Origin of the sequence: Micromonospora cathayae (assembly GCF_028993575.1) — a bacterium.
GTDB classification, from domain to species: Bacteria; Actinomycetota; Actinomycetes; order Mycobacteriales; family Micromonosporaceae; genus Micromonospora; species Micromonospora cathayae.
The window spans coordinates 3,191,683-3,215,043 of record NZ_CP118615.1 but is presented as its reverse complement, the minus strand read 5'-3'; the positions used below and the strand labels follow the sequence as shown (position 1 = coordinate 3,215,043).

Below are 23,361 nucleotides of genomic sequence, written 5' to 3'. Positions count from 1 at the left end.
AAGCTCAGTTGGCGCCGGCCACCTCGGCGTCGGCGCGGGCGCGGGCCGCGGCCCGCAGGGTCTCGATCTCGCGCTCGAAGTCGGCCAGCGAGTCGAACGACCGGTAGACGCTGGCGAAGCGGAGGTAGGCCACCTCGTCCAGGTCGCGCAGCGGGCCCAGGATCGCCAGGCCCACGTCGTGGCTGGGGATCTCCGCCGCCCCCTTGGCGCGTACCGTCTCCTCGACCTTCTGGGCGAGCAGGGCGATCGAGTCCTCGTCGACCGGCCGTCCCTGGCACGCCTTGCGCACCCCGCCAATGATCTTGGTGCGGCTGAACGGCTCGGTCACCCCGCTCCGCTTCACCACCGCCAGGACCGCCTCCTCGACCGTGGTGAACCGCTTGCCACACTCCGGGCAGGCCCGACGACGCCGGATCAACTGGCCGTCGTCGGCCTCCCGCGAGTCGACCACCCGGGAGTCGGCGTGCCGGCAGTACGGGCACCGCATCGCCGAACCTCCTTGCATCGATCGCGGCAGCGCCCCTCCTCCCGGGCACACGCGACCACGGTGGGACCATCGGTCGATGGCCGTCCACCGCGGGCGGGAGCGGGAGTGCGGTCGGTAGTCGAACCCAACCTATAGGCGACTTACACCCATGTGACTACTACATCTAGGGGTCGACCGTATGCCGCCGACCGACCGTGGTCAAGTTGGCCGGCGTGTCCGGCGCGTCACCGCGAACCCCCTCCGCTCAACGCCGGGCGGGCCGCCGGGTTACCCCGCCGAACAACCGGAACAATAGAACATCTGTTCGAGTCGACGTACCATTTACCAGAAACCGTCGAGCGGAATGCGGGGAAACGGCCACGACACGCCGGAGTCAGGTCGTACAGACGTTTGAAAATGACCCATCCCACCTATACGGTCGGGAACAACCGGGCGCGTCGGAGCAGTCCACGCGGCCGGCTCCGCCATCCGTACGCACCACGAGCCGCCGAGGCACCCAGCGCCGACCAGGGAGGACGGACGTGTCGACCGAGGACCGGGCCAGCCGGCAGAAGCCCCCGCAGATCGCCGAGGCGGGTCCGCCGGCCACCCGCCGCCGTTCCACCCGCAGCCGGGCCGGCCAGCCGGCCGTACGCCCGGTCACCCCGGTGGTCAGCGCCTTTCCCGACCCGGCCACCGTCGACCTGACCGCCCGGCAGCGCCGGATCCTGGAGTTCATCCGGGACTGGGTGGACCGCCACGGCTACCCGCCCAGCGTCCGGGAGATCGGCGAGGCGGTCGGTCTGGTCTCCCCGTCGAGCGTCGCCTACCAGCTCAAGGAGCTGGAGCGGAAGGGCTTCCTGCGGCGCGACCCGAACCGTCCCCGGGCGGTGGACGTCCGCCCGCCGAGCGACATGATCGACGACGAGCTGACCCGCTCGCAGCGCCCCGCCCCGGCGTACGTGCCGATGCTGGGCCGGATCGCCGCCGGTGGGCCGATCCTGGCGGAACAGGCCGTCGAGGACATCTTCCCCCTCCCCCGCGAGCTGGTCGGCGAGGGCGAGGTCTTCATGCTCCAGGTCAAGGGCGACTCGATGCTCGACGCGGCGATCTGCGACGGCGACTGGGTGGTCGTCCGGCAGCAGCCCACCGCCGACAGCGGCGAGATCGTGGCCGCCATGCTCGACGGCGAGGCCACCGTCAAGACCTACCGCCGCCGGGACGGGCACGTCTGGCTGATGCCGCAGAACCCGGCGTTCGACCCGATCCCCGGCGACGACGCCACCATCATGGGCCGGGTCGTGGCGGTGCTGCGCCGCATCTGACCGGGGCGGCCGGTCGGGCCGCCCCGCCAGAGTCGTTCCCGCGCCGTCGGTCCAGGGTCAGTACCGGGTGCCCCGGTAGTCGCGGTCCCGGTCGGTGGCGCGGCCATACCCCTCCGGGTCGTACCCGCCGCGCCGGCCCCGGTGCTCCGGCTCGTCCCGGCGACCGGTCGCCCGGCCACGTCGCGGTGGCTCGGCCCGGCCCCCGTAGCCTCCGCCGCCAGATGCGCCGCCGCCCGGTGCGCCGCCGCCGGGCGGACCGCCACGGTAGCCGCCGCCACCCGAGGGCGTGCCGCCCCCGTACACCCCGCCACCGGGGGAACCGCCGTACACACCGCCGCCACCGGCGGGCGCATCGCCGTACCCGCCCCGGCCGCCCGAAGGGCCCGGCCCGCCGCTCCGTCCGCCGCGATAGCCGCTACGTCCGCCCGAGGGCGCGCCGCCCCCGTACACCCCGCCACCGGGGGAGCCCCCGTACACGCCACCGCCCGATGGAGGCGGGCCGCCACCGTAGACGTTGCCGCCGGCAGGGCGACCGGTCGGGGGAACGTCGCCCGGCGGCGGCGCACCGTAGACCCCGCCGCCACGGGGCCGGTCCCGGCCCGGCGGGTCGTGGGGCGCCCCGCCCGGCCGCCGGTCGACGGCGTCCCGGTCGGGCAGGTCACCGGTGCCGGACGGATCATCCTTCGTGGGTCGCTCCGGGCGGCGGCGGGCCCGCACGATACCGAAGATGCCCGCGCCGACCAGCAGCGCGCCCAGCACACCCACGGCCGCGATCAGGTACGTGAGGTCGTTCAGGCTCAGCCCGTCGGTCCAGGACCCACCGGACGACGCCTTCTTCTTCGGGTCGTCCGCCACCGGCTCGGCACCCTTGCTGGACGGGGTGTACGCCAGAATGTCGATCGGCTCGTCCTCGCCCAGCTCACCGGCGTCGGAGACGGTGACGAAGAGCTTCCCGTCCGGGGTGTACGAGATGGCCTCGCCGAACGGGTCGGCCAACGGGGTGACCCGGGGTTCGCCCTTGGTCAGCGCGGCGAGGACGTCCCCGCCGGTCACGTCGTACTCGAAGGCGTCGGCGTAGGTACGCAGCACCACCCGGCTGCCGTCGGGTGAACGGGCCGCCCCGGTGATCGCCACCCGGCCGGGCCCCTGCAGCACGTTCGGCGTGGTGGTCTTCGGCAGGGCCACCTCGCCGACCTGCTCCATCGGCACCGGTTCGGCGTTGTTGGTCTTGAGCGCCCCGGTGGGGGCAAAGATCTGGGCCTTGCCGCTGAGCGTCTTGGTGACGATCAACGGCTTGTTGTCGTCGGTGATCAGCAGGGCCTCGGCGTCGTGCGGTTTGCGTTCCGGGTACGCCACCCGGTGCAGCTGCGGTTCCTCGCTGCCGTCGACCGGCATGGTCCACAACGCGACCCGCTCGCGCCGGTTGGTGCTGGTGATGTTGTCGCCGATGTCGGCGATCCAGAGCGTCTTGCCGTCCGGGGAGAGGGCCAGGTCCTCCGGGTCCAGCGGCCCCTGCCCGGAGTACCGGACCGACTTGGTCACCTCGCACCTGGTGTCGAGGTAGAAGACCCGCTTGTGGCTGTCGATGTCGGTGCTGTCGTTGACCACGATGTAGCCGGACTTCGTGGCGACCAGCCCGGACAGCTCGCGCAGCCGCTCGTCCGTGACCGTGCAGCGCTTCTTGCCGGCCGGGGGCGCGGCGTCGGAGGCTGTCGGAGCCGGGGCGGCGACCGCCACCCCGGCACACCCGATGGTCGCCGTGAGCAGGCCGAAGGCAACCGTGATCGAGGAAACCGCGCGCCGCATGGGCTCAGTGTCGCATGTTCCACGGTACGCCCGGACGACCCGCCGACCCCCGTCAGGGCCGGCGTGCGCCGGCCATGGTCTCCTCCGTCCGGTACGGGGCCAACTCGGCGGCGAGCGACTCGCCGACCCGGACGTGCAGCAACGTCCCCTCCGGCAGGTGGGCGGTGCTGAGCACCTCACCCTGGCGGTGCAGCCGGGCCACCAGGTCGCCCCGGTCGTACGGAAGCACCGCCCGGACCTCGACCGCCGGACGGGGCAGTCGGGACTCGATGGCGGCCCGCAGGCCCTCGATCCCCCGCCCGGAGTGGGCGGAGACGAGAACGGCCTCCGGCCAGGCGCGCTTGAGCCGCAGCAGGGTGTCCTCGTCGGCGGCGTCGGTCTTGTTGACCACCAGCAGCTCGGGCAGCCGGTCGGCGCCCACCTCGGCGAGCACCTCACGGACCGCCCGGACCTGTTCCTCCGGGTCGGGATGGGTGCCGTCGACCACGTGCACGACCAGGTCCGCCTCGGCGACCTCCTCGAGCGTCGAGCGGAACGCCTCGACGATCTGGTGCGGCAGGTGCCGGACGAAACCGACCGTGTCGGAGAGGGTGTAGAGGCGACCGTCGGCGGTGGTGGCCCGCCGGGTGGTCGGGTCGAGGGTGGCGAACAGCGCGTTCTCCACCAGCACCCCGGCCCCGGTCAGCCGGTTGAGCAGGCTGGACTTGCCGGCGTTGGTGTAGCCGGCGATGGCCACCGCCGGGATGGCGTTGCGGGCCCGCCGGGAGCGCTTGGTCTGGCGTACCGTCCGCATGGCCTTGATCTCGCGGCGCAGCCGGGCGATCCGGTGCCGGATACGGCGCCGGTCGGTCTCCAGCTTGGTCTCACCGGGGCCACGCAGACCCACGCCGCCGCCGGCTCCACCGCCACGCCCGCTACCACCGGTCTGCCGGGACAGCGTCTCGCCCCAGCCGCGCAGCCGGGGCAGGAGGTACTCGAGCTGGGCCAGCTCGACCTGGGCTTTGCCCTCCCGGCTCTTGGCGTGCTGGGCGAAGATGTCGAGGATCAGCGCGGTACGGTCGACCACCTTGACCTTGGTGCGCTGTTCCAGGTTGCGCAGCTGGGACGGGGAGAGCTCACCGTCGCAGATCACGGTGTCCGCGCCGGTGGAGAGCACCACCCCGGTCAGGTCGTCGACCTTGCCCCGGCCGACGTAGGTGGCCGGGTCGGGGCGGTTGCGCCGCTGGATCAGCCCCTCGAGTACCTGGGAACCGGCGGTCTCGGCCAGCGCGGCCAGCTCGGTGAGGGAGTTCTCCGCGTCGGTGACCGTGCCCTCGGTCCACACGCCGACCAGCACGACCCGTTCCAGCCGGAGCTGGCGGTACTCGACCTCGGTGATGTCGGTGAGCTCGGTGGAGAGACCGGGCACCCGACGCAGCGCCTGACGTTCCTCCAGCTCCAGCTCGCCGGTGGTGGTGGTGGCGTCGAGCTCCTCGTCCTCGACCGGGCCGTGTGGGCCGCCGACCGGGACGAAGCCCTCCTGCTCTCGCAAACCGTTCTCCTGTCCGTTTGACAACTACCCGGTAATCGTGTCACGCGCAGGGCGTGACCGCACCTGCTAATTGCCCGGTCCGGGCCGGAACACTCCCGGCGTCCGGGCGGCACGCCCGACGGATCCGGACCGGAACACCCCGGACGTCCCGGACGTCCGGGACAGGCCACTCGGGGCACCGCGCCCGAGCACTCACGGCACCACGACGGAACACTCACGGCGAGCACGGCCAAACTCTCGCGGTGTCAGTTCCGCGCCGTGCCGGGCCAGGTGGGTGTCCGGGCGGATCACTCGCGGCTCAGCTTTCTGCGGCCCGCAGCGGTGCCGGGCGGATCACTCGCGGCTCAGCTCACTGCGGCCCGGGGCGCGTGCCGGGCCGATCATCCACGGCTCAGCTCACTGCGGCCCGGGGCGCGTGCCGGTCCGATCCGGCGAACCGGTAGAAATGCGGGGGTCGACGGCACCGGAGCCGTCGAGCCATCACCGGAGGAACCCGTGGCCATCACCCGCCTGCCCAGCGCCGGATTCTCGATCACCATCCGGATCGCCGTGCCCGCCGACGCATCCTCGATCGGCCGGCTCACCACCTGCGTCGGCGAGGCCGGAGCCATCGTCACCGCCCTCGACGTGGTGGACTCCGACCCGACGCACGTGGTGGTCGACCTGACCTGCGACACCGCCGACGCCGGGCACGCCGACCAGGTGGTGGCGGCGCTGTCGGCGCTGGACGGGGTGGACGTCCGGAAGGTCTCCGACCGGACCTTCCTGCTGCACCTCGGCGGCAAGATCGAGGTCGCGCCGAAGGTGGCGCTGCGGACCCGGGACGAGCTGTCCCGCGCGTACACGCCGGGGGTGGCCCGGGTCTGCCTGGCGATCGCGGAGAACCCGGCCGACGCGCGGCGGCTGACCATCAAGCGGAACACGGTCGCCGTGGTGACCGACGGGTCGGCGGTGCTCGGGCTGGGCAACATCGGTCCGGCCGCGGCGATGCCGGTGATGGAGGGCAAGGCGGCGCTGTTCAAGCGGTTCGGCGGGGTGGACGCCTGGCCGGTGGTGCTGGACACCCAGGACACCGACGAGATCGTCAACATCGTCCGGGCGATCGCGCCCGCGTACGGCGGGATCAACCTGGAGGACATCGCCGCGCCGCGCTGCTTCGAGATCGAGGCCCGGCTGCGGGAGCTGCTGGACATTCCGGTGTTCCACGATGACCAGCACGGCACCGCGATCTGCGTACTGGCCGCGTTGACCAACGCGCTGCGGGTGGTGGGCAAGCAGTTGGCGGACGTCCGGGTGGTGGTCTCGGGGGCGGGTGCGGCCGGTACCGCGATCATGAAGCTGCTGCTGCGTCAGGGCGTCGGCGACATCATCGCGTGCGACCGGGAGGGTGCTCTGCACCGTGGCCTGACCGGGCTCAATCCGGCGTGGCAGTGGCTGGCCGAGCACACCAACCGGGACGACTACGCCGGTGACCTGCGCGGCGCGGTCCGGGGCGCGGACGTCTTCATCGGGGTGAGTGCGCCGAACCTGCTCAACGGGGACGACATCGCCACGATGGCCGAGGACGCGATCGTGTTCGCGTTGGCGAACCCGGACCCGGAGGTGGATCCCCGGGAGGCACGCAAGCACGCCCGGGTGGTCGCCACCGGCCGTTCCGACCAGCCGAACCAGATCAACAACGTGCTCGCCTTCCCCGGCGTGTTCCGGGGCATGCTGGACGCGCACGCCGAGGAGTTCACCGAGGAGATGGCGATCGCCGCCGCCCGGGCCATCGCCGACGTGGTCGGCGAGGACAAGATCAACCCGACGGTGATCGTCCCGAGCGTCTTCGACTCCCGGGTCGCCCCGGCGGTGGCCGCCGCCGTCCGGGCCGCCGCGCAGAACCCGGCCGCCACGCCGCCTCCGGCCGCCGACCCCGGCCCCGCCGACCTCCCCGAGATCGCCGCCACCGCCACCGCCACCCCCTAACCCCCTCCCCTCCCGCGCCCCTCCCGCACCCCCTCCCCCTACCGCCTCGCCCCGCCTCGCCCCGCCTCGCCTCGCCGAGTTGACCATGAAGTTGTTGTCATCCCACCCGGCGTGTCGCGACAACAACTTCATGATCAACCGGGGATGCCCGGGGTGAACCGGGGGGACGGGGGATGCCCGGGAGTGCGAGCGGGCGGGGAGCGCCTGGGAGGGGGTTGAGGGTGTGGGTGGTTAGGGGTGGAGGAGGGTGCCGGTGGCTACCAGGGTGGCGGGGCCGGCGAGCCAGCAGGAGTCGGGGGTGACGGTCACCGTCAGCCGGCCGCCGGGGACGTCCACGGTGACCGTGCCGGTGTCCCGGCCGGTGTCGCGCAGGGCCACCGCCGCCACCGCGCAGGCACCGGTACCGCAGGACATGGTCTCGGCGCTGCCGCGCTCGTGGACCCGCATCCGTACCTGGGCGTCGGTGCCGTCGACCGGGTCGCCGGGGGTGGTGAACTCGACGTTCACGCCGGCCGGGAAGAGTGCCGGGTCGACGCCGGGCGGGTGGGTCAGGTCGAGGGCGGCCAGGTCCAGCCCGGCCGGCAGCGGGCAGACCAGGTGCGGGTTGCCGACGTCCACGGCCGTGCCGGGCAGGGTCAGCCCGCCGAGAGTGGCGGTCCCCGAGTCGTACAGCCGGGGACGGCGCAACTCGACGGCGATGGTCTCTCCGTCGATCCGGGCACGCACCACGCCGGCCCGGGTGGCCACCGGTAGGAGCAGCGACCGGCCGGCTCCGCTGCCCGACACCGGCAGGAGTGACCCGTCGACTGCGCTGCCCGGCACCGGCAGCAGCGACCCGTCGGGCGCGCTGCCCGACAGGAGCGAACCGTCGGATGCACTGCCCGGCGGGACGGCAGCGGTCGGGGCAACGGAGGTCGGGGCGGCGGCGGAGGCCGGGGCAGTGGAGGCCGAGGCGGCGGAGGAGGTCGGGGTAGCGGCGGAGGAGGTCGGGGTGGCCAGCCCGGTGGTGATCAGGTAGTGCACGAAGACCCTGGCGCCGTTGCCGCACATCTCCGCCACCGACCCGTCGGCGTTGCGGTAGTCCATGAACCACTCGGCCTCGCCGGCCTGTCCGGCCGCGTCGGGGTGTTTCGCGGAGCGGACCACCCGGAGCACGCCGTCGGCCCCGATGCCGCGTCGCCGGTCGCAGATCGCGGCGACCTGCTCCGGGGTCAGGTCGAGCTGCCCGTCCGGGTCGGGAAGGATGACGAAGTCGTTTCCGGTGCCATGGCCCTTGGTGAACTCCACGCCCCCATCATTCCCCAGCGCCGCGCACCGTTCGCAGCGCCGTCGGAACCAGGTCGGGGTCGGCCGCGTCCAGCCAGTGCACCCGGGGGTCGCGGCGGAACCAGGAGCGTTGCCGGCGGACGAACCGACGGGTGGCCCGGATCGTCTCGTCGTGCGCCTCGGTCTCGGTGAGCTCACCGGCCAGGAAGCGGAGCACCTGCTGGTAGCCGAGGGCGCGGCTGGCGGTACGCCCCTCGGCGAGGCCGTGGCCGACGAGCTCGCGGGTCTCGGCGACCAGACCGGCGGCCCACATCTGGTCCACCCGGCGGGCGATGCGGTCGTCCAGGTCGGCGGTGTCCCGGTCCACGCCGAGCTGCACGGACGGGTAGTACGGGATCGGCTCGGGCAGCGCGGCGGTGAACGGCGCGCCGGTCAGTTCGATGACCTCCAGGGCCCGGACGATGCGCCGGCCGTTGCCGGGCAGGATGCCGGCGGCGGCGGTCGGGTCGGCGGCCCGCAGCCGCTCGTACAGCGGGGCCGGGCCGACGGCGGCCAGTTCGGCCTCCAGGCGTCCGCGCAGCTCGGGGTCGGTGCCGGGGAACTCGAAGCGTTCCAGTACCGCCCGGACGTACAGGCCGGAGCCGCCGACCAGCAGCGGCACCCGACCGCGGGCGAGGATGTCGTCGACCGCGGCGCGGGCGAGGGTCTGGTACTCGGCGACGCTGGCCGGTTCGGTGACGTCCCAGATGTCCAGCAGGTGGTGCGGTACGCCCTCGCGTTCGGCCGGGGTGAGCTTGGCGGTGCCGATGTCCAGCCCCCGGTAGAGCTGCATCGAGTCGGCGTTGACCACTTCGCCGTCGAGGGCGTGCGCCAGGGCGATGCTCAGCGCCGACTTGCCGGCGGCGGTCGGCCCGACCACCGCGACGACGGTCACGCCCGCTCCCAGGTAGCCACCAGGTAGGCCACGCCGTAGGGGGCGGTGTGGGCGAGCAGGTCCCCGCGCCAGCCGCCGCCGGCCGCGCGGGCCGCACCGGCGAGCACCTGCCAGGGCGCCCGGCCGGCCACCCTCAGCTCCGCCGACAGCCCGGGGTCCAGGTCGAGCAGGGCGTCGGGGTCCGCGTCGGCCAGGGCAGTCGCGACCCGGTCGTCGTACGCCTCGGCGCGTGGGTCGTCGTAGCCGGGTGCCTGCCGGCCCCGGCAGGCCGAGCCGTCCCCCATGACCAGCAGCGCGACCCGGCGTTCGGCGCCGTCGACGAGTTCCGCGCCGAGTCGGGCGCTGACCTGCGCGGAGGCGTCGGCGGCGACCGCGTGGGCGAACCGGGGCAGGTCGGTGCCGGTCCGGCCGACCAGCCACGCGCCGATGGTCAGGCTGAGCGGGAGGTACGGCCCGCCGGAGCAGTTGACCTTCCACAGCCGTACCGACCGGTCCACCCCGTACGCACGCAGCGAGCCGTGGTCGGCGGCGCGGTACGGGGTGGTGGTCGGGCCGGAGCCGACGATCAGCAGCGCCTCGGGTTCGGCGGCGAGCAGTCGGCCGAGGGCGTCGGCGCAGCTGGCGCGGAGGTCGTCGAGTTCACCGGCGGCCGCGCCGGCTACCTCGGGGACGAGCAGGGGCGGGTGGGGGCAGACGGCAGCGGCGACCAGGGACACCAGGCCACCGTAGCGGTCGGCGCCCCGGATCCCGCGTGCCGGCCCGGTCAGCCCGGCGTGGTCGCCCCAGCCGCCCGGGATCTCAGCCGGCGTGGTCGCCGCCGCCCGGGATCTCAGCCGGCGTGGTCGCCCCAGCCGCCCTGGATCATCGTCTGGAAGCGCCACTCGCCGCCGACCTTGACCAGCACGTCGGCGTAGCGCACCCGCTGCGGCTGCCCGTCGATGGTGAACTCGGCCTCGGTGAAGACCACCGCCAGGCTCGGGGTGAGCAGGTAGGGCGTGCGGGTGGAGTCCATGGTCAGGTCCCCGCCGCCGCCGAGCGCGCCGCCCATCACCCGCAGGTACTCGGCGCGGTCGAGCTGCCGGGCCGAGCCCTCGCCGGACGAGTCGTCGGTGACCGTGTTCAGCGGGAACATCGCCAGGCTGGCGGTGCCGGCCACGTCCCCGGCGGCCGCGTACGCGTCGTACCGCCGGAACCAGTCGGCGAGGGCGGCGAGGTCCGCCTCGGTCGGGGCGTAGCCCGGGTCGGCCGGCGGGACGATCTGCGAGCGGGCCTGGGTCATCCGGTCCTCCTCTGCGACGCCCGGCACCTCCGGACGTTCGGGTACGGCGTACCGTACACCGTACGTCAATCGTCGACAAGCCGATGCGGGGGGACGATGGTGCGGGGTAGGACACCGTATGGTCACGGTCGGCGATAGGCGCTCGACGCGGACCCGGTGGGACCTGTGACAATGCCGAGGGAAAACTTGCTGCGCCGTGGCGGCGATCACGGGATCCTCCGTCGACGCCGGGAGAACGAGGATGGGCACATGAGCGACTGGACTGCCTTCGGACGGGTGGACGCGGACGGCACCGTGTACGTCAAGACGGCCGACGGCGAGCGGGTGGTCGGATCCTGGCAGGCGGGGGCACCGGAGGAGGGGCTGGCCCACTTCGCCCGCCGCTTCGCGGACCTGGTGACCGAGGTCGACCTGACCGAGGCCCGCCTCAACTCGGGGGCGGCCGACGCCGGCGGATCGCTGACCACGATCAAGCGGATCCGGGCGTCGCTGCCCGAGGCGCACGTGGTCGGGGACATCGACGCCCTCGCGGCCCGGCTGGACAAGCTCGCCACCCTGGCCGAGGAGAAGGCCGGCGAGGCGCGGGCGGCCCGTGACGCGGCGCGCACCGAGGCGCTGGCCCGCAAGACCGCTCTGGTCGAGGAGGCCGAGAAGCTCGCCGCCGAGTCCACCGGCTGGAAGACCGCCGGTGACCGGCTCAAGGAGATCCTCGACGAGTGGAAGACCATCCGTGGGGTCGACAAGAAGACCGACGGTGAGCTGTGGAAGCGGTTCGCCGCCGCCCGGGACGGTTTCACCCGCCGCCGGGGCGCCCACTTCGCCTCGCTGGACGCCCAGCGCAAGCAGGCGCAGACCGTCAAGGAGCAGCTGGTCGCCGAGGCCGAGGGGCTGAAGGACTCGACCGAGTGGGCGGCCACCGCCAACCGGCTCAAGGACCTGATGACCGAGTGGAAGGCCGCGCCGCGCGCCTCGAAGGAAGCCGAGCAGAAGCTCTGGGAACGGTTCCGGGCGGCTCAGGACGCCTTCTTCACCCGGCGCAGCGAGGTCTTCTCGGCCCGGGACAACGAGCAGCGGGCCAACCTGGAGCGCAAGCAGGCGCTGCTGGCCGAGGCCGAGGCGCTGGACGTCGACGGTGACCCGAAGGGCGCGCAGGCCAGGCTGCGGGACATCCAGGCGCAGTGGCACGAGGCCGGGCGGGTGCCCCGGGAGGCCGCGGCGGGTCTGGAGCGGCGGCTGCGGGCAATCGACGAGAAGGTCCGCGAGGTGATGGACTCGGCGTGGCGGCGGACCACCAAGGAGGACAATCCGCTGCTGGCCCAGATGCGCGCCCAGGTCGCGGAGGCCGAGGAGCGGCTGGCCCGGGCGCAGGCTGCCGGGGACAACCGGCGGATCAAGGAGGCCGAGCAGGCGCTCGCCTCGAAGCGGCAGTTCCTCCAGCTCGCGGAGCAGGCCGGCTGAGTCGCTCGGACGGGGCCGACGAACGCTCGACCGTTCGTCGGCCCCGTCCGCTTCAGCGCTCGACCGTTCGTGGTCGGCTCCCGTCCGGAACCAGCGCTCCAGCGCTCCACCGCTCGTCGCAGGCCCCCGTCCATCGCCGTTCCGGCACCGGACGGGGGCCGCTTCGGCTGCGCGCGTGGCCGTCGGTCAGTCGCCCCGATACCTGAACGTGATCAACTTGTGACCCAGTGTTTACATCCATGAGGGTCTGTGTTTATATCGGGAAAGCGCTTACCCCGACGGGTCGGCGCAGTCCGGGAGCCGGCTCAGCACGTTCAGCACGGTAAGGAACCGAAGGACCCCTCGTCCCCCGGCCGAGGACCGACGCCGCTGGGCACGGCGTCCACTCTGGCCGCTGCGGGTTCTCCCACCCGAGTTCCAGAAGGGAATTCCACCATGCGCGTAGTACGGCGTCGTCTGACGCTGCTCACCTCCGCCGCCACCGTCGCCCTGCTCACCGCCGGCGCACTCACCGGCGTCACCGCCCAGGCCAACCCGACCGCCACCGCCGACTACGGCCTCTACGGCTGGGCCACCCAGAACGGCGGCACCTCCGGCGGCGGCAACGCCCCGACCACCACCGTCACCTCGGCCTCGGCGCTGACCACCGCGCTCGGCTCCACCAGCGCGGCGGTGATCCGGGTCTCCGGCACCATCTCCTGCTCCGGCATGCTCCGGGTCCGGTCGAACAAGACCATCCTCGGCAACTCCGGGGCGACCATCTCCGGCTGCGGCTTCAACATCAACGGTGACCGCAACGTCATCATCCGGAACCTGACCTTCCGGGGCTGGAACGACGACGCGATCAACGTGCAGGAGTCCGCGACCAACATCTGGATCGACCACAACACCTTCACCGGCGGCTACGACGGCGCGGTCGACATCAAGCGGGGCTCGGACTTCATCACCGTGTCCTGGAACCGGGTCTACAACCACGACAAGTCCATGCTGCTCGGGCACAGCGACGACAACGGCAGCCAGGACCGCGGCCACCTGCGGGTGACCTACCACCACAACTGGTTCGACGCCAGCACCCAGCGCCACCCGCGGGTCCGCTTCGGCAACCCGGTGCACGTCTACAACAACTACTACTACAACAACAGCGGCTACGGCGTGGCCTCCACCATGGGCGCCGGCGTCCTCGTCGAGGGCAACTACTTCGAGAACGTCAAGGACCCGTACCACCTGGGCGAGGGCAGCTCCGGGCCGGGCACCCTGGTCGCCCGGAACAACCACTTCGTCAACTCCGGCGGCGGGCAGACCGGCGGCAGCGTCGCCGGCATCCCGTACGGGGCCCCGATCGACAGCGCGAGCAGCGTCAAGTCGATCGTGACCGCCGGCGCGGGCGCCGGGAAGATCTCCGTCTGACCTACCTCTGAACTGGTCGGGGCCCACCGGTTGCGGCGGGCCCCGACCGTCGCCTGCCCGGCCTTGAGTGCGCGACGCAGCCCGGTCCGTGGAACGGCCGGCCGCGCCCGCGTCGTCAGTGCGCCGACGCAGCCCGGCCGGCGCAACGCTCGGCCGCGCCCCGTCGTCGGTGCACTGGCGGCAGCCGGGTCCGTGGAGCGGTCGGCCGCGCCCGTCGTCAGGGCGCGGCGCAGCCGGTGGTCAGGGCGCGGCGCAGCCGGTGGTCAGGGCGCGGCGCAGCCGGTGGTCAGGGCGCGGCGCAGCCGGTGGTCAGGGCGCGGCGCAGCCGGTGGTCGGCGCGGGCGACGCGGCCGGCGCGCCGACCGTGGGCAGCCCGAGCAGCACCCCGGGGGTACGGGGGGAACGCCCCGCCTCGGCCGCATCCCCGGCCCGGGTACGCCGGTGCGCGACCGGCGCACCGTCGGCGTTGAGGTGGTGCGGGGCGGCGTAGGTGATCGTGGTGTGCACGATGTCGCCCGGCCGGATCGTCCCGGCGGGCACGCCCGCGTCGCCGCGCTGGCCGGTCCCGTCGGTCGGGCCGGTCGCACCGACCGGGCCGTTCGCGGCCGTCGCACCGACCGGGCCGTTCACACCGACCGGGCCGTTCGCGCCGGTGGCGAAGTGCACCAGGCGGCCGTCGCGGGCGCGGCCGGACATCCGGCCGGTGCGCTCGTCCTTGCGGCCCTCACCGACGGCGACCAGCACCTCCACCGTCTCGCCGACCAGTTTCCTGTTCTCCGCCCAGGTGATCTCCTCGACGCAGGCGACCAGTCGTTCGTACCGCTCCTGGACGACCTGCTTGGGCAGCTGGCCCTCCATGGTGGCCGCCGGGGTGCCGGGCCGCTTGGAGTACTGGAAGGTGAACGCCGAGGCGAACCGGGCTTCGCGGACCACGTCCAGGGTGCGCTGGAAGTCGGCCTCGGTCTCGCCGGGGAACCCGACGATGATGTCGGTGGTGATCGCCGCGTCCGGCATCGCCGTCCGGACCTTCTCGATGATGCCCAGGTACTTCTCGGCCCGGTACGACCGGCGCATCGCCTTCAGCACGTCGTCCGAGCCGGACTGCAACGGCATGTGCAGCGAGTGGCAGACGTTCGGTGTCTCGGCCATGGCGGCGATCACGTCGTCGGTGAAGTCCCTCGGGTGCGGGCTGGTGAACCGGACCCGCTCCAGCCCGTCGACGTCACCGCAGGCCCGCAACAGCTTGCCGAAGGCGTACCGGTCGCCGAACTCGACCCCGTAGGAGTTGACGTTCTGCCCGAGCAGCGTCACCTCCAGCACACCCTCGGCGACCAGGGCGCGGACCTCGGCGAGGACGTCGCCGGGGCGGCGGTCCTTCTCCTTGCCGCGCAGGGACGGCACGATACAGAACGTGCAGGTGTTGTTGCAGCCGACCGAGATCGACACCCAGCCGGCGTACGTCGACTCGCGGCGGGTGGGCAGCGTCGAGGGGAAGACGTCCAGCGACTCGAGGATCTCCACCTCGGCGGCGGCGTTGTGCCGGGCCCGTTCCAGCAGCACCGGCAGCGAGCCGATGTTGTGCGTACCGAAGACGACGTCCACCCAGGGGGCCCGGCGGACGATGTCGCCGCGGTCCTTCTGGGCCAGGCAGCCGCCGACCGCGATCTGCATCCCCGGGTGCCGGTTCTTGACCGGGCGGAGGTGGCCGAGGTTGCCGTACAGGCGGTTGTCGGCGTTCTCCCGCACCGCGCAGGTGTTGAAGACCACCACGTCGGGTTGGTCGTCGGCCTCCGGGGCGCGGACGTACCCGGCCTGTTCGAGCAGGCCGGAGATGCGCTCGGAGTCGTGCACGTTCATCTGGCAGCCGTACGTACGCACCTGGTAGGTGCGCGGGCTGCCCGCGGCTGCGGTAGTCATGACACGGACAGCGTATCCGGGCCCACCGGAACGACCGGAACCGAGGAGGAGCCATGTGCCGGAGCATCAAGACCCTGCGCGAGCCGTACGTCCCGGAGGTGACCGACTCCGACGTGCACGCCGCCGCGTTGCAGTACGTCCGGAAGATCTCCGGGTTCCGCGCGCCGGCCGCGCACAACGCCGCCGCGTTCGACGCGGCGGTGGCCGCCGTCGCCGCCGCCACCCAGACGCTGCTCGACCAGTTGGTGGTCCGGGGTGGGGCCCGCACCGGCCCCGCGCCGGCTCCGGCCGGGGCCCGTCGCCGCGCCGAGGCGGGCAACGGGTAGCCGCCCGCCGGGCCGGGGCCGGGTGGCCGCGCGCCGAGGCCGGGGGGCCACGCGCCGAGGCCAGGGCCGAGGGGCCACGCGCCGGGCCGGGGGGGCCGGGGTGGGCGTCGCCGGGCCCGAGGGGGACCGCCCGGGACGTCGGTGCGGCCGGGGCCGGACGCGGGCCGCTCAGGCCGCGGCGAGCGCGGGGGCAACCGAGTCCGGGGCCCAGCGCGACCGGTGGCACTGCGACCAGCCCCGACAGGTGGGGTGGGTCAGCGTGCAGAGGCGCTGGCCGCTCAGTTCCTCGCCGTCGTCGGTCTCCCGGACGTCGAAGTGCACCGGCCGGATCGTGCCGTCCGGGGTGACCAGCAGGTGCCGCCCGGCGTCGAGGGTGTCGTCCCGCAGCACGCAGGCGCGATCGAGCAGCCGGGCGAGCGCCGCGACCCCGTGCAGCTCGGACAACCCGTCCGGTACGCCGTAGCAGTCGACGACGGTGCCGAACTCCCCCGGCGCCGACCACACGTCGCAGATCACCGCGTGTACCGGGAGCTGGCCCGGATCAGCCGCAGCGAGCGGCATCACCATCCGACCGAGCGCCTCCGCCAACGCCGGGTAGACCTCCACCGGTCGTACCCGGTCAATTCTCCAGTTCCACAGCTCGGTCATGCCGCCTCCTCGCTGTGCTCGTCCCCAGCGGCCTCCGGATCGGGCCTCACCACCGATGGTGGAGGGGCTTTGCCCCGAACCGAGGGCAAGTTACCGGTCTGTGACCATTCTGGGCAAAATTTCCATGGGCCGGTCCGCGCAAGCTGACAAAAAGATGACAGTTCGTCAGGTATGGTACGAGCCCCAGGGTCACCGGACGACCACCATCCGCTCCCCCCTCGGCAGCAACTCGCCGACCACGGTCGCGCCGGGCAGCTCCCCGGCGACCAGCAGCCCGCCCGAGGTCTGCGCGTCGGCCAGCAGCAACCGGTCCTCCTCGCCGACCGCGCCGAAGTCGGTCCACGGGGTGACCCACTCCAGGTTGCGGCGGCTACCGCCGCTGACGAAGCCGTCCCGCACCGCCTCCCGCGCCCCGTCCAGGTACGGCACCCGGGCGGCGTCCAGTGCGACGGTCAGGCCGCTGGCCCGGGCCAGCTTGCTGGCGTGGCCGAGCAGGCCGAAGCCGGTCACGTCGGTGCCGCACCGCACGCCGGCCGCGACCGCAGCCCGGGCGGCGTCCCGGTTCAGCGTGGTCATCGCGGCCACCGCCTCGGGGAAGGACTCCCCGGTGTTCTTGTGCCGGGTGTTGAGCACCCCGACCCCGAGCGGCTTGGTGAGCGACAGCGGCAGGCCGGGGCGGCCGGCGTCCAGGGTGATCAGCTCGGCGGGGCGGACCACCCCGGTCACCGCCAGGCCGTACTTGGGGCCGTCGTCGTCCACGCTGTGCCCGCCGGCCAGGTGGCAGCCGGCCTCCCGGGCCACGTCCTGCCCGCCGCGCAGCACCTCCCGGGCCAACTCCACCGGGAGCACGTCCCGGGGCCAGCAGAGCAGATTCAACGCGACCAGTGGGGTGCCGCCCATCGCGTACACGTCGGAGAGGGCGTTGGTCGCGGCGATCCGCCCCCAGTCGTAGGCGTCGTCGACCACCGGGGTGAAGAAGTCCGCCGTACTGACCAGCCCGGTCCGCTCGTCGAGGCGGACCACCGCCGCGTCGTCGCCGTGCTCCAGCCCGACCAGCAGCTCGGCCGTCCCGGTGGCGGGTGCCAGCCCGGCCACCATCGCCTCCAGCTCGCCGGGCGGGATCTTGCACGCACAGCCACCACCCCGGGCGTACCGGGTCAACCGGACCGGTTCCGTCGCGTTCCCTGCTACCACCGGACCCGCCTCCCTTTCGCCCGTCCCACCGACCTGGTGCCAGATATCGGACTGTTGGCGACGATAGCCGCCGGTGTTACCGCTCCGTGACCCGCCAGATTGCGTTCCGCCACGCCGGCCCGCCTAAAGTTGCCCCACCGGGGGTCGTCCGACCTCCGCCCAGACCGGGGGTCCTCCGACCTCCGTCAGACCCGGGGGTCGGCCGACCTCCGCCCAAGCCGACAACGACGAGGGACGGTGGACGACGGTGACGACGGGCGAACCGCTCATCGTGCTCGAAGCGGTCAACAAGTGGTTCGGGCCGCTGCACGTGCTGGACGACGTCTCGCTCTCGGTCGGCCGGGGTGAGGTGGTCGTGGTGATCGGCCCGTCCGGCTCCGGCAAGTCGACGCTGTGCCGCACGATCAACCGGCTGGAGCCGATCAACTCCGGCACGATCACCTTCGACGGGCAGCCGCTGCCGGCCGAGGGGAAGGCGTTGGCGAAGCTGCGCAGCGAGGTCGGCATGGTCTTCCAGTCGTTCAACCTCTTCGCGCACAAGACGATCCTGGAGAACGTCACCCTCGGGCCGATCAAGGTCCGCAAGGAGAAGCCGGCCGCCGCCCGGGAGCGCGGCCTGGCGCTGCTCGACCGGGTCGGCATCGCCAACCAGGCGGACAAGTTCCCCGCCCAGCTCTCCGGCGGCCAGCAGCAGCGGGCGGCGATCGCCCGCGCGCTGGCCATGCAGCCCAAGGCGATGCTCTTCGACGAGCCGACCAGCGCGCTGGACCCGGAGATGGTCGGCGAGGTGCTGGACGTGATGACCTCGCTGGCCCGCGACGGCATGACCATGGTCGTGGTGACCCACGAGATGGGCTTCGCCCGGCACGCCGCCAACCGGGTCATCTTCATGGCGGACGGGCAACTCGTCGAGGACGCCGCCCCGGAGGAGTTCTTCGCGAACCCGCGCAGCGAGCGGGCCCGGGACTTCCTCTCCAAGATCCTCACGCACTAGGCGTTCCGCCCGAGGAGCACGTCACCCCGGCGGGCTCCGCCGTCGAAGTCGAAGAAGGAGAGAAGAGCATGCGTATCTCGCGCGTAGTGGCGCTGGCCGCAGCGGCCACCCTGGCCCTCGGTGTGACCGCCTGTGGCGGCGACGAGGCCGAGGAGGGCACCGGTGCCGGCAGCAAGTCCTTCGCCGCCGGCAGCACCATGGAGAAGCTGAACAAGGCGCAGTCCATCAAGATCGGCACCAAGTTCGACCAGCCGGGCTTCGGCCAGAAGGGCCTCTCCGACGCTCCGGAGGGCTTCGACGTGGAGATCGCGAAGCTCATCGTCAAGGAGCTGGGCATCCCCGAGGACAAGATCGAGTGGGTGGAGACCCCCTCGAAGGTCCGCGAGGACGTGATCGTCAACGGCACCGTCGACCTGGTCGCGGCGACCTACACGATCAACGACAAGCGCAAGGAGCGGATCGCCTTCGCCGGCCCGTACTACGAGGCCGGGCAGAACATCCTGGTCCGCAAGGACGACAGCAGCATCACCGGGCCGGACTCCTTCAAGGACGGCACCAAGAAGGTCTGCTCGGCCGTCGGCTCCACCCCGGCCGAGGAGATCAAGAAGTACGTCAAGGACGCCGCCAGCCAGCTCGTCCTCTTCGACACGTACGACAAGTGCCGGGACGCCCTCAAGGGCGGCCAGGTGGACGCGGTGACCACCGACAACGTCATCCTGCTCGGCTACATCGCCAAGGACGAGGCATCCTTCAAGCTCGCCGGCGAGAACTTCACCAAGGAGCCGTACGGCATCGGGGTGAAGAAGGAGGACACCGACTTCCGCAACTTCGTCAACGACACGCTGGAGAAGGCGTTCTCCGACGGCAGCTGGAAGAAGGCCTGGGACGACACCGCCGGCAAGTTCGGTGCCGAACTGGGTGACGCCCCGGCGATCAACCGCTACTGATCCCGGCCGGATCTGGAGGGTGGGAAGGACGACCGACCCGTGAGTGTGCTCATCGACCGGTTCGACGTTTTCGCGGGTGGCTTCTGGCTCACCCTCCAGATCTGCATCCTCGCCGCGATCGGCGCCCTGATCCTGGGCGCCCTCGTGGCGGTGCTGCGGATCTCCCCGGTGCCGCCGCTGCGCGCGGTCGGCACCGGGTACGTGAACCTCTTCCGCAACATGCCGTTGACCGTGGTGATGTTCTTCGCCGCCTTCGGCCTGCCGGCGCTCGGCTCGAACGCCGACTTCCTGCGCATCCCGGTGCTCGACTCGGTGTTCAGCCGGCTCGGCACCGACCTGCCGTACTTCCGCTTCGCGCTGATCGCCCTGGTGCTCTACACCGCCGCGTTCGTCTGCGAGGCGCTCCGCTCGGGCGTCAACGCGGTCCCGCCCGGCCAGGCCGAGGCCGCCCGGTCGCTCGGCCTCACCTTCGGCCAGAACCTGCGGTACGTGGTGCTGCCGCAGTCCTGGAAGGCGTCCGTGGTGCCGCTCGGTTCGGTGATCATCGCCATGATCAAGAACTCGGCCCTGATCGGTTTCTTCGGCGTCATCGGCGACCTGTCGCAGACCGCCGACCAGCTCACCTCGGCCGAGGGGTACGCGTTCATCCCGGTCGCCATCGGCATCTCGATCGGATACCTGATCATGACCGTTCCGCTCGGTGCCCTGCTGGACCGGATCGAGAAGCGACAGGCGGTGGCCCGGTGAGCCAGCCCACCAGCGTCCTCTACGACGTCCCCGGCCCCCGGCAGCGTCGCATCACGCTGATCAGCAGCATCGTCGCCACCGCCCTGGTGCTGGTCGGGGCGTACTTCCTGGTCTACCGGCCGCTGGACGAGGCCGGGCAGTTCTCGATGGAACTCTGGGGTCCGCTGATCGACCCGTCCAACGAGAACTTCAGCCAGGTCTGGGAACGGATCGGCGTCGGCCTGAAGAACACGCTGATCGCGGCGGTGCTCGCGATCATCGCCTCGCTGGTCGTCGGCACCCTCCTGGCGCTACTGCGGATCCAGCTCAAGAGCCTGGTCCAGCGGCGGTTCACCGGCTCCGCCACCCCGGTGGCGTACCTGCTGCGCGGGCTGAGCGCGGTGCTGTCCGTGGTCACCCGGATCTGCGTCGAGGTCTTCCGGGGCCTGCCCGTGGTCATCACGATCTTCTTCGTGGCCCGTGGCTTCCCCGAGTTCGGCATCAGCATGGAGACGCTCTGGTACCTGGTCATCGGCCTGACCATCTACAACTCGGTGGTGATCGGCGAGATCCTCCGCTCCGGCATGGAGGGGCTGCCCGGCGGGCAGCGCGAGGCCGCCGCCGCGATCGGGCTGTCGCCGTTCCAGACCACCTGGATGATCCTGCTCCCCCAGGCCTTCCGGATCATGCTGCCGGCGCTGATCAGCCAGCTCGTGGTGGTGCTCAAGGACACCTCGCTCGGCTTCATCATCAGCTACCAGGAGACCCTCAGCATCGGCAAGCAGATCATCGGTGTGCTGGACAACCCGATCCAGGTCTACGTGGTGATCGGCGTCATGTTCGTCGCGGTCAACTACTCGCTGTCGAAGCTGGCCCAGTACCTCCAGCGCCGGCTCTCCCAGGGCCGGCGCAGCACCGCCCCCACCACCGGGGCCAAGGGCACCGCGCTGGAGACCGAGGCGGTCACCGGTACCGCCACCTGACGGCGCCCCGCACAACCGCGAAGGGCCGGCCCCCGGTGGGGCCGGCCCTTTCCGCGTCGTACCCGGGAGGCCCGTGCGCGTCGTACCGGGAGACCTGTGCGCGTCGTACCCGGGGGTCAGCGGGCGATCTCGGTTACCCGGGACTCGCGGACCACCGTCACCCGGATCTGCCCCGGGTAGGTCAGCTCCTCCTCGATCTGCTTCGCCACGTCCCGGGCCAGCACCGCCGCGCCGATGTCGTCCACGTCGTCCGGCTTGACCATCACCCGGATCTCCCGGCCCGCCTGCATCGCGAAGACCTTCTCCACGCCGAGCTTGCCGGCGGCGATCTCCTCGATCCGCTCCAGCCGCTTCACGTACGCCTCCAGGCTCTCCCGCCGGGCACCCGGCCGCCCACCCGAGCAGGCGTCCGACGCCTGGGTCAGCACCGCCTCGACGGTCTGCGGCGGCACCTCGTTGTGGTGCGCCTCGATGGCGTGCACCACCTCTTCGCTCTCGCCGTACTTGCGGGCCACGTCCGCGCCGATCAGCGCGTGGCTGCCCTCCACCTCGTGGGTGAGCGCCTTGCCGATGTCGTGCAGGAACGCGCACCGCTTGATGGTCGGCACGTCCAGCCGCAGCTCGGCGGCCATGATCCCGGCGATGTGCGCGGTCTCCACCAGGTGCTTGAGCACGTTCTGCCCGTACGACGTCCGGTAGCGCAGCCGGCCGAGCAGGGCGGCCAGCTCCGGATGGATGTCGGTGATGCCCACCTCGACCAGGGCGTCCTCGGCGGCCCGCTGGCAGAGCTGCTCCACCTCCTGCCGGGCCAGGTCGTGCACCTCCTCGATCCGGTGCGGGTGGATCCGCCCGTCCAGGACCAGCTTCTCCAGGGTGAGCCGGCCGACCTCCCGGCGTACCGGGTCGAAGCAGGACAGCAGCACCGCCTCGGGCGTGTCGTCGATGATCAGGTTGACCCCGGTGACCGACTCGAAGGCGCGGATGTTGCGGCCCTCCCGGCCGATGATCCGCCCCTTCATCTCGTCCCCGGGCAGGTGCAGGACGCTGACCACGCTCTCCGCGGTCTGCTCGCTGGCGACCCGCTGGATGGCGTCCACCACGATGTGCCGGGCCCGCTGCTCGGCGGTGCCGCGGGCGTCCGCCTCGATGTCCCGCACCAGCAGCGCGGCCTCCCGCTTGGCGGACGTCTCGATCGCCTCGATCAGCTCGGTCCGGGCCGCCTCGGCGGTCAGCCCGGCGACCCGCTCCAGCTCCCGGCGGCGGTGCTCCTCGGCCTCGGTCAGGGCCTGCTCCCGCTCCCCGAGGGCCGCCTCCCGGGCGGCCAGCGCGGCGCTGGCGGCGGTGAGCTGACGTTCCCGCTCGGCCAGCCGCTCCGCCTCCTCGGTGTTGAGCCGCTCCCGCTCGTCCATCCTGGCTGCCCGCCGCTCCACCTCGGCGGCCTGCTCGCGGGTGGTGGAGGCGAGCACGGCCACCTCCCGCTCGCCGCTGCGCCGGGCCGCCGCGCGCAACTGCTCGGCGTCCGCCTCGGCCTGCTTGTGGGCCCGTTCCAGGACGGTGTCCGCCTCCAGCCGGGCCGCTTCCAGCACCCGGCGGGCCTCGGCGCGGGCGGCGTTCGCCTCGGCCTTGGCGGCCGCGGCCTCGGCCCGGGCCGCCGCGGCGGCGGACTTGGCCACGTCGGCCGTGGAGTGCGCCTCGTCGGCGGCGGTGCGCAGGGCCGCCAGGGACTGTTCCTGGCGGTCCTTCTCGGCGACGAAGGCCGGGTCCTCCGGTGCCGGGGCCGTGGCCAGCCCGCGCAGGGTCCGGGCACCCAGGACCACCGCGCCGACCACCACGAGGGTCAGCACCACGACCACCGCGAGGAGGACGACGTCGAAGGCGCTCATGCCGGCACCCCGTGCGGACCACTGCTGATCCTCTGCCGCCCCGTCATGGCCGCCTCCCCTGGAACCGTCAACGCCGCAGCGATGGCATGCCGGTGGGCACGCACCCCTGCGGCTACGAGACGCCCGACCGGAGCGACTGGCCATGGGTAGCTTTCCGTCGGCGATGACCCCCATTGGTCACCGCCGACGGCCGGGTGCAGTTGTCTCGTCGGCGGCGGACCGGCCGGCCCGCCGCTGACGGTAAGGCCGGCGGACCGGCCAAAGTGATGCTGTTCTGTTACGCGATCTATGTTGTGCGCTTAG

At 72.5% G+C, this 23,361-nt stretch carries 19 protein-coding genes and 2 pseudogenes; 9 read left to right on the top strand and 12 right to left on the bottom strand.

What is annotated here, in order from left to right:
• Positions 1-4 precede the first annotated feature (4 nt).
• Complete coding sequence (gene nrdR, locus PVK37_RS14860; RefSeq protein WP_275034584.1) at positions 5-487, bottom strand: transcriptional regulator NrdR; 483 nt, start codon at positions 485-487, stop codon at positions 5-7.
• Between the two features lie 521 nt (positions 488-1,008).
• On the opposite strand from nrdR, the gene lexA reads away from it, so the two are divergent.
• On the top strand, positions 1,009-1,791 hold the full coding sequence (lexA, locus tag PVK37_RS14855) for a transcriptional repressor LexA (protein ID WP_275034583.1): 783 nt from the start codon (positions 1,009-1,011) through the stop codon (positions 1,789-1,791).
• A gap of 57 nt (positions 1,792-1,848) precedes the next feature.
• Here the strand turns inward: lexA and PVK37_RS14850 are convergent, their stop codons facing one another.
• On the bottom strand, positions 1,849-3,597 hold the full coding sequence (locus PVK37_RS14850) for a beta-propeller fold lactonase family protein (protein WP_275034582.1): 1,749 nt from the start codon (positions 3,595-3,597) through the stop codon (positions 1,849-1,851).
• A 52-nt stretch (positions 3,598-3,649) separates the two neighbouring features.
• Complete coding sequence (hflX, locus tag PVK37_RS14845; RefSeq protein ID WP_275034581.1) at positions 3,650-5,128, bottom strand: GTPase HflX; 1,479 nt, start codon at positions 5,126-5,128, stop codon at positions 3,650-3,652.
• A gap of 495 nt (positions 5,129-5,623) precedes the next feature.
• Between hflX and PVK37_RS14840 the strand changes: the two genes are divergently transcribed.
• A complete protein-coding gene (locus PVK37_RS14840; protein WP_275034580.1) occupies positions 5,624-7,096 on the top strand; it encodes an NAD-dependent malic enzyme in 1,473 nt (490 codons plus the stop codon).
• Positions 7,097-7,327: 231 nt separating this feature from the next.
• Here PVK37_RS14840 and PVK37_RS14835 read toward each other — a convergent pair whose 3' ends face one another.
• The 4 genes from PVK37_RS14835 to PVK37_RS14820 form a co-directional block, all read right to left on the bottom strand.
• Positions 7,328-8,383, bottom strand: a complete 1,056-nt coding sequence (locus PVK37_RS14835; protein WP_275034578.1) for a diaminopimelate epimerase — start codon at positions 8,381-8,383, stop codon at positions 7,328-7,330.
• A gap of 7 nt (positions 8,384-8,390) precedes the next feature.
• Positions 8,391-9,308, bottom strand: coding sequence for a tRNA (adenosine(37)-N6)-dimethylallyltransferase MiaA (miaA, locus tag PVK37_RS14830; protein ID WP_275035120.1), 918 nt, complete (start codon positions 9,306-9,308; stop codon positions 8,391-8,393).
• Positions 9,293-10,012, bottom strand: a complete 720-nt coding sequence (locus PVK37_RS14825; RefSeq protein WP_275034575.1) for a class III extradiol dioxygenase subunit B-like domain-containing protein — start codon at positions 10,010-10,012, stop codon at positions 9,293-9,295. Before PVK37_RS14825 ends, miaA begins: the two co-directional genes overlap by 16 nt.
• 113 nt (positions 10,013-10,125) lie before the next feature.
• On the bottom strand, positions 10,126-10,575 hold the full coding sequence (locus PVK37_RS14820) for a hypothetical protein (protein WP_275034573.1): 450 nt from the start codon (positions 10,573-10,575) through the stop codon (positions 10,126-10,128).
• A gap of 249 nt (positions 10,576-10,824) precedes the next feature.
• On the opposite strand from PVK37_RS14820, the gene PVK37_RS14815 reads away from it, so the two are divergent.
• Together PVK37_RS14815 and PVK37_RS14810 are read left to right on the top strand one after the other, a co-directional pair.
• On the top strand, positions 10,825-12,033 hold the full coding sequence (locus PVK37_RS14815; protein ID WP_275034571.1) for a DUF349 domain-containing protein: 1,209 nt from the start codon (positions 10,825-10,827) through the stop codon (positions 12,031-12,033).
• Positions 12,034-12,468: 435 nt separating this feature from the next.
• Complete coding sequence (locus tag PVK37_RS14810; protein WP_275034570.1) at positions 12,469-13,440, top strand: pectate lyase family protein; 972 nt, start codon at positions 12,469-12,471, stop codon at positions 13,438-13,440.
• A gap of 309 nt (positions 13,441-13,749) precedes the next feature.
• Here PVK37_RS14810 and PVK37_RS31690 read toward each other — a convergent pair.
• Both PVK37_RS31690 and miaB read right to left on the bottom strand, forming a co-directional pair.
• Positions 13,750-13,989: pseudogene (locus tag PVK37_RS31690) on the bottom strand (tRNA (N6-isopentenyl adenosine(37)-C2)-methylthiotransferase MiaB); the annotation flags it as partial.
• A 108-nt stretch (positions 13,990-14,097) separates the two neighbouring features.
• Positions 14,098-15,357: pseudogene (gene miaB / locus PVK37_RS14805) on the bottom strand (tRNA (N6-isopentenyl adenosine(37)-C2)-methylthiotransferase MiaB); the annotation flags it as partial.
• Between the two features lie 53 nt (positions 15,358-15,410).
• Here miaB and PVK37_RS14800 point away from each other — a divergent pair.
• On the top strand, positions 15,411-15,683 hold the full coding sequence (locus tag PVK37_RS14800; protein WP_275034566.1) for a DUF2277 family protein: 273 nt from the start codon (positions 15,411-15,413) through the stop codon (positions 15,681-15,683).
• A gap of 168 nt (positions 15,684-15,851) precedes the next feature.
• Here PVK37_RS14800 and PVK37_RS14795 read toward each other — a convergent pair whose 3' ends face one another.
• Both PVK37_RS14795 and selD read right to left on the bottom strand, forming a co-directional pair.
• Positions 15,852-16,331, bottom strand: a complete 480-nt coding sequence (locus PVK37_RS14795) for a hypothetical protein (protein WP_275034565.1) — start codon at positions 16,329-16,331, stop codon at positions 15,852-15,854.
• Positions 16,332-16,520: 189 nt separating this feature from the next.
• Complete coding sequence (selD, locus tag PVK37_RS14790) at positions 16,521-17,525, bottom strand: selenide, water dikinase SelD (protein ID WP_275034564.1); 1,005 nt, start codon at positions 17,523-17,525, stop codon at positions 16,521-16,523.
• 247 nt (positions 17,526-17,772) lie between these two features.
• Here selD and PVK37_RS14785 point away from each other — a divergent pair, with 247 nt between their 5' ends.
• The 4 genes from PVK37_RS14785 (at position 17,773) to PVK37_RS14770 (ending at position 21,175) form a co-directional block, all read left to right on the top strand.
• The gene (locus PVK37_RS14785) at positions 17,773-18,519 is read left to right on the top strand and encodes an amino acid ABC transporter ATP-binding protein (RefSeq protein WP_275034563.1); all 747 of its coding nucleotides are present in this window, start codon (positions 17,773-17,775) and stop codon (positions 18,517-18,519) included.
• Between the two features lie 68 nt (positions 18,520-18,587).
• Positions 18,588-19,466: a glutamate ABC transporter substrate-binding protein gene (locus tag PVK37_RS14780; RefSeq protein WP_275034561.1), complete on the top strand. Its 879-nt coding sequence runs from the start codon at positions 18,588-18,590 to the stop codon at positions 19,464-19,466.
• 39 nt (positions 19,467-19,505) lie between these two features.
• The gene (locus PVK37_RS14775; RefSeq protein WP_275034560.1) at positions 19,506-20,213 is read left to right on the top strand and encodes an amino acid ABC transporter permease; all 708 of its coding nucleotides are present in this window, start codon (positions 19,506-19,508) and stop codon (positions 20,211-20,213) included.
• Positions 20,210-21,175 (top strand): amino acid ABC transporter permease, encoded by a 966-nt coding sequence (locus PVK37_RS14770; RefSeq protein WP_275034559.1) that lies wholly within the window; start codon positions 20,210-20,212, stop codon positions 21,173-21,175. The genes PVK37_RS14775 and PVK37_RS14770 overlap by 4 nt, the downstream gene beginning before the upstream one ends.
• A gap of 116 nt (positions 21,176-21,291) precedes the next feature.
• On the opposite strand, the gene rny is transcribed toward PVK37_RS14770, so the two are convergent.
• Positions 21,292-23,058 (bottom strand): ribonuclease Y, encoded by a 1,767-nt coding sequence (rny, locus tag PVK37_RS14765; RefSeq protein WP_275034558.1) that lies wholly within the window; start codon positions 23,056-23,058, stop codon positions 21,292-21,294.
• Between the last annotated feature and the right edge of the window lie 303 nt (positions 23,059-23,361).

Bases quoted from the DNA above. Each gene is read 5' to 3' on its own strand.
- PVK37_RS14780 (WP_275034561.1), top strand. From the start codon at position 18,588: ATGCGTATCTCGCGCGTAGTGGCGCTGGCCGCAGCGGCCACCCTGGCC.
- PVK37_RS14850 (WP_275034582.1), bottom strand. From the start codon at position 3,597: ATGCGGCGCGCGGTTTCCTCGATCACGGTTGCCTTCGGCCTGCTCACG.
- PVK37_RS14815 (WP_275034571.1), top strand. From the start codon at position 10,825: ATGAGCGACTGGACTGCCTTCGGACGGGTGGACGCGGACGGCACCGTG.
- PVK37_RS14795 (WP_275034565.1), bottom strand. From the start codon at position 16,331: ATGACCGAGCTGTGGAACTGGAGAATTGACCGGGTACGACCGGTGGAG.
- PVK37_RS14820 (WP_275034573.1), bottom strand. From the start codon at position 10,575: ATGACCCAGGCCCGCTCGCAGATCGTCCCGCCGGCCGACCCGGGCTAC.
- nrdR (WP_275034584.1), bottom strand. From the start codon at position 487: ATGCGGTGCCCGTACTGCCGGCACGCCGACTCCCGGGTGGTCGACTCG.
- PVK37_RS14810 (WP_275034570.1), top strand. From the start codon at position 12,469: ATGCGCGTAGTACGGCGTCGTCTGACGCTGCTCACCTCCGCCGCCACC.
- rny (WP_275034558.1), bottom strand. From the start codon at position 23,058: ATGAGCGCCTTCGACGTCGTCCTCCTCGCGGTGGTCGTGGTGCTGACC.
- PVK37_RS14800 (WP_275034566.1), top strand. From the start codon at position 15,411: ATGTGCCGGAGCATCAAGACCCTGCGCGAGCCGTACGTCCCGGAGGTG.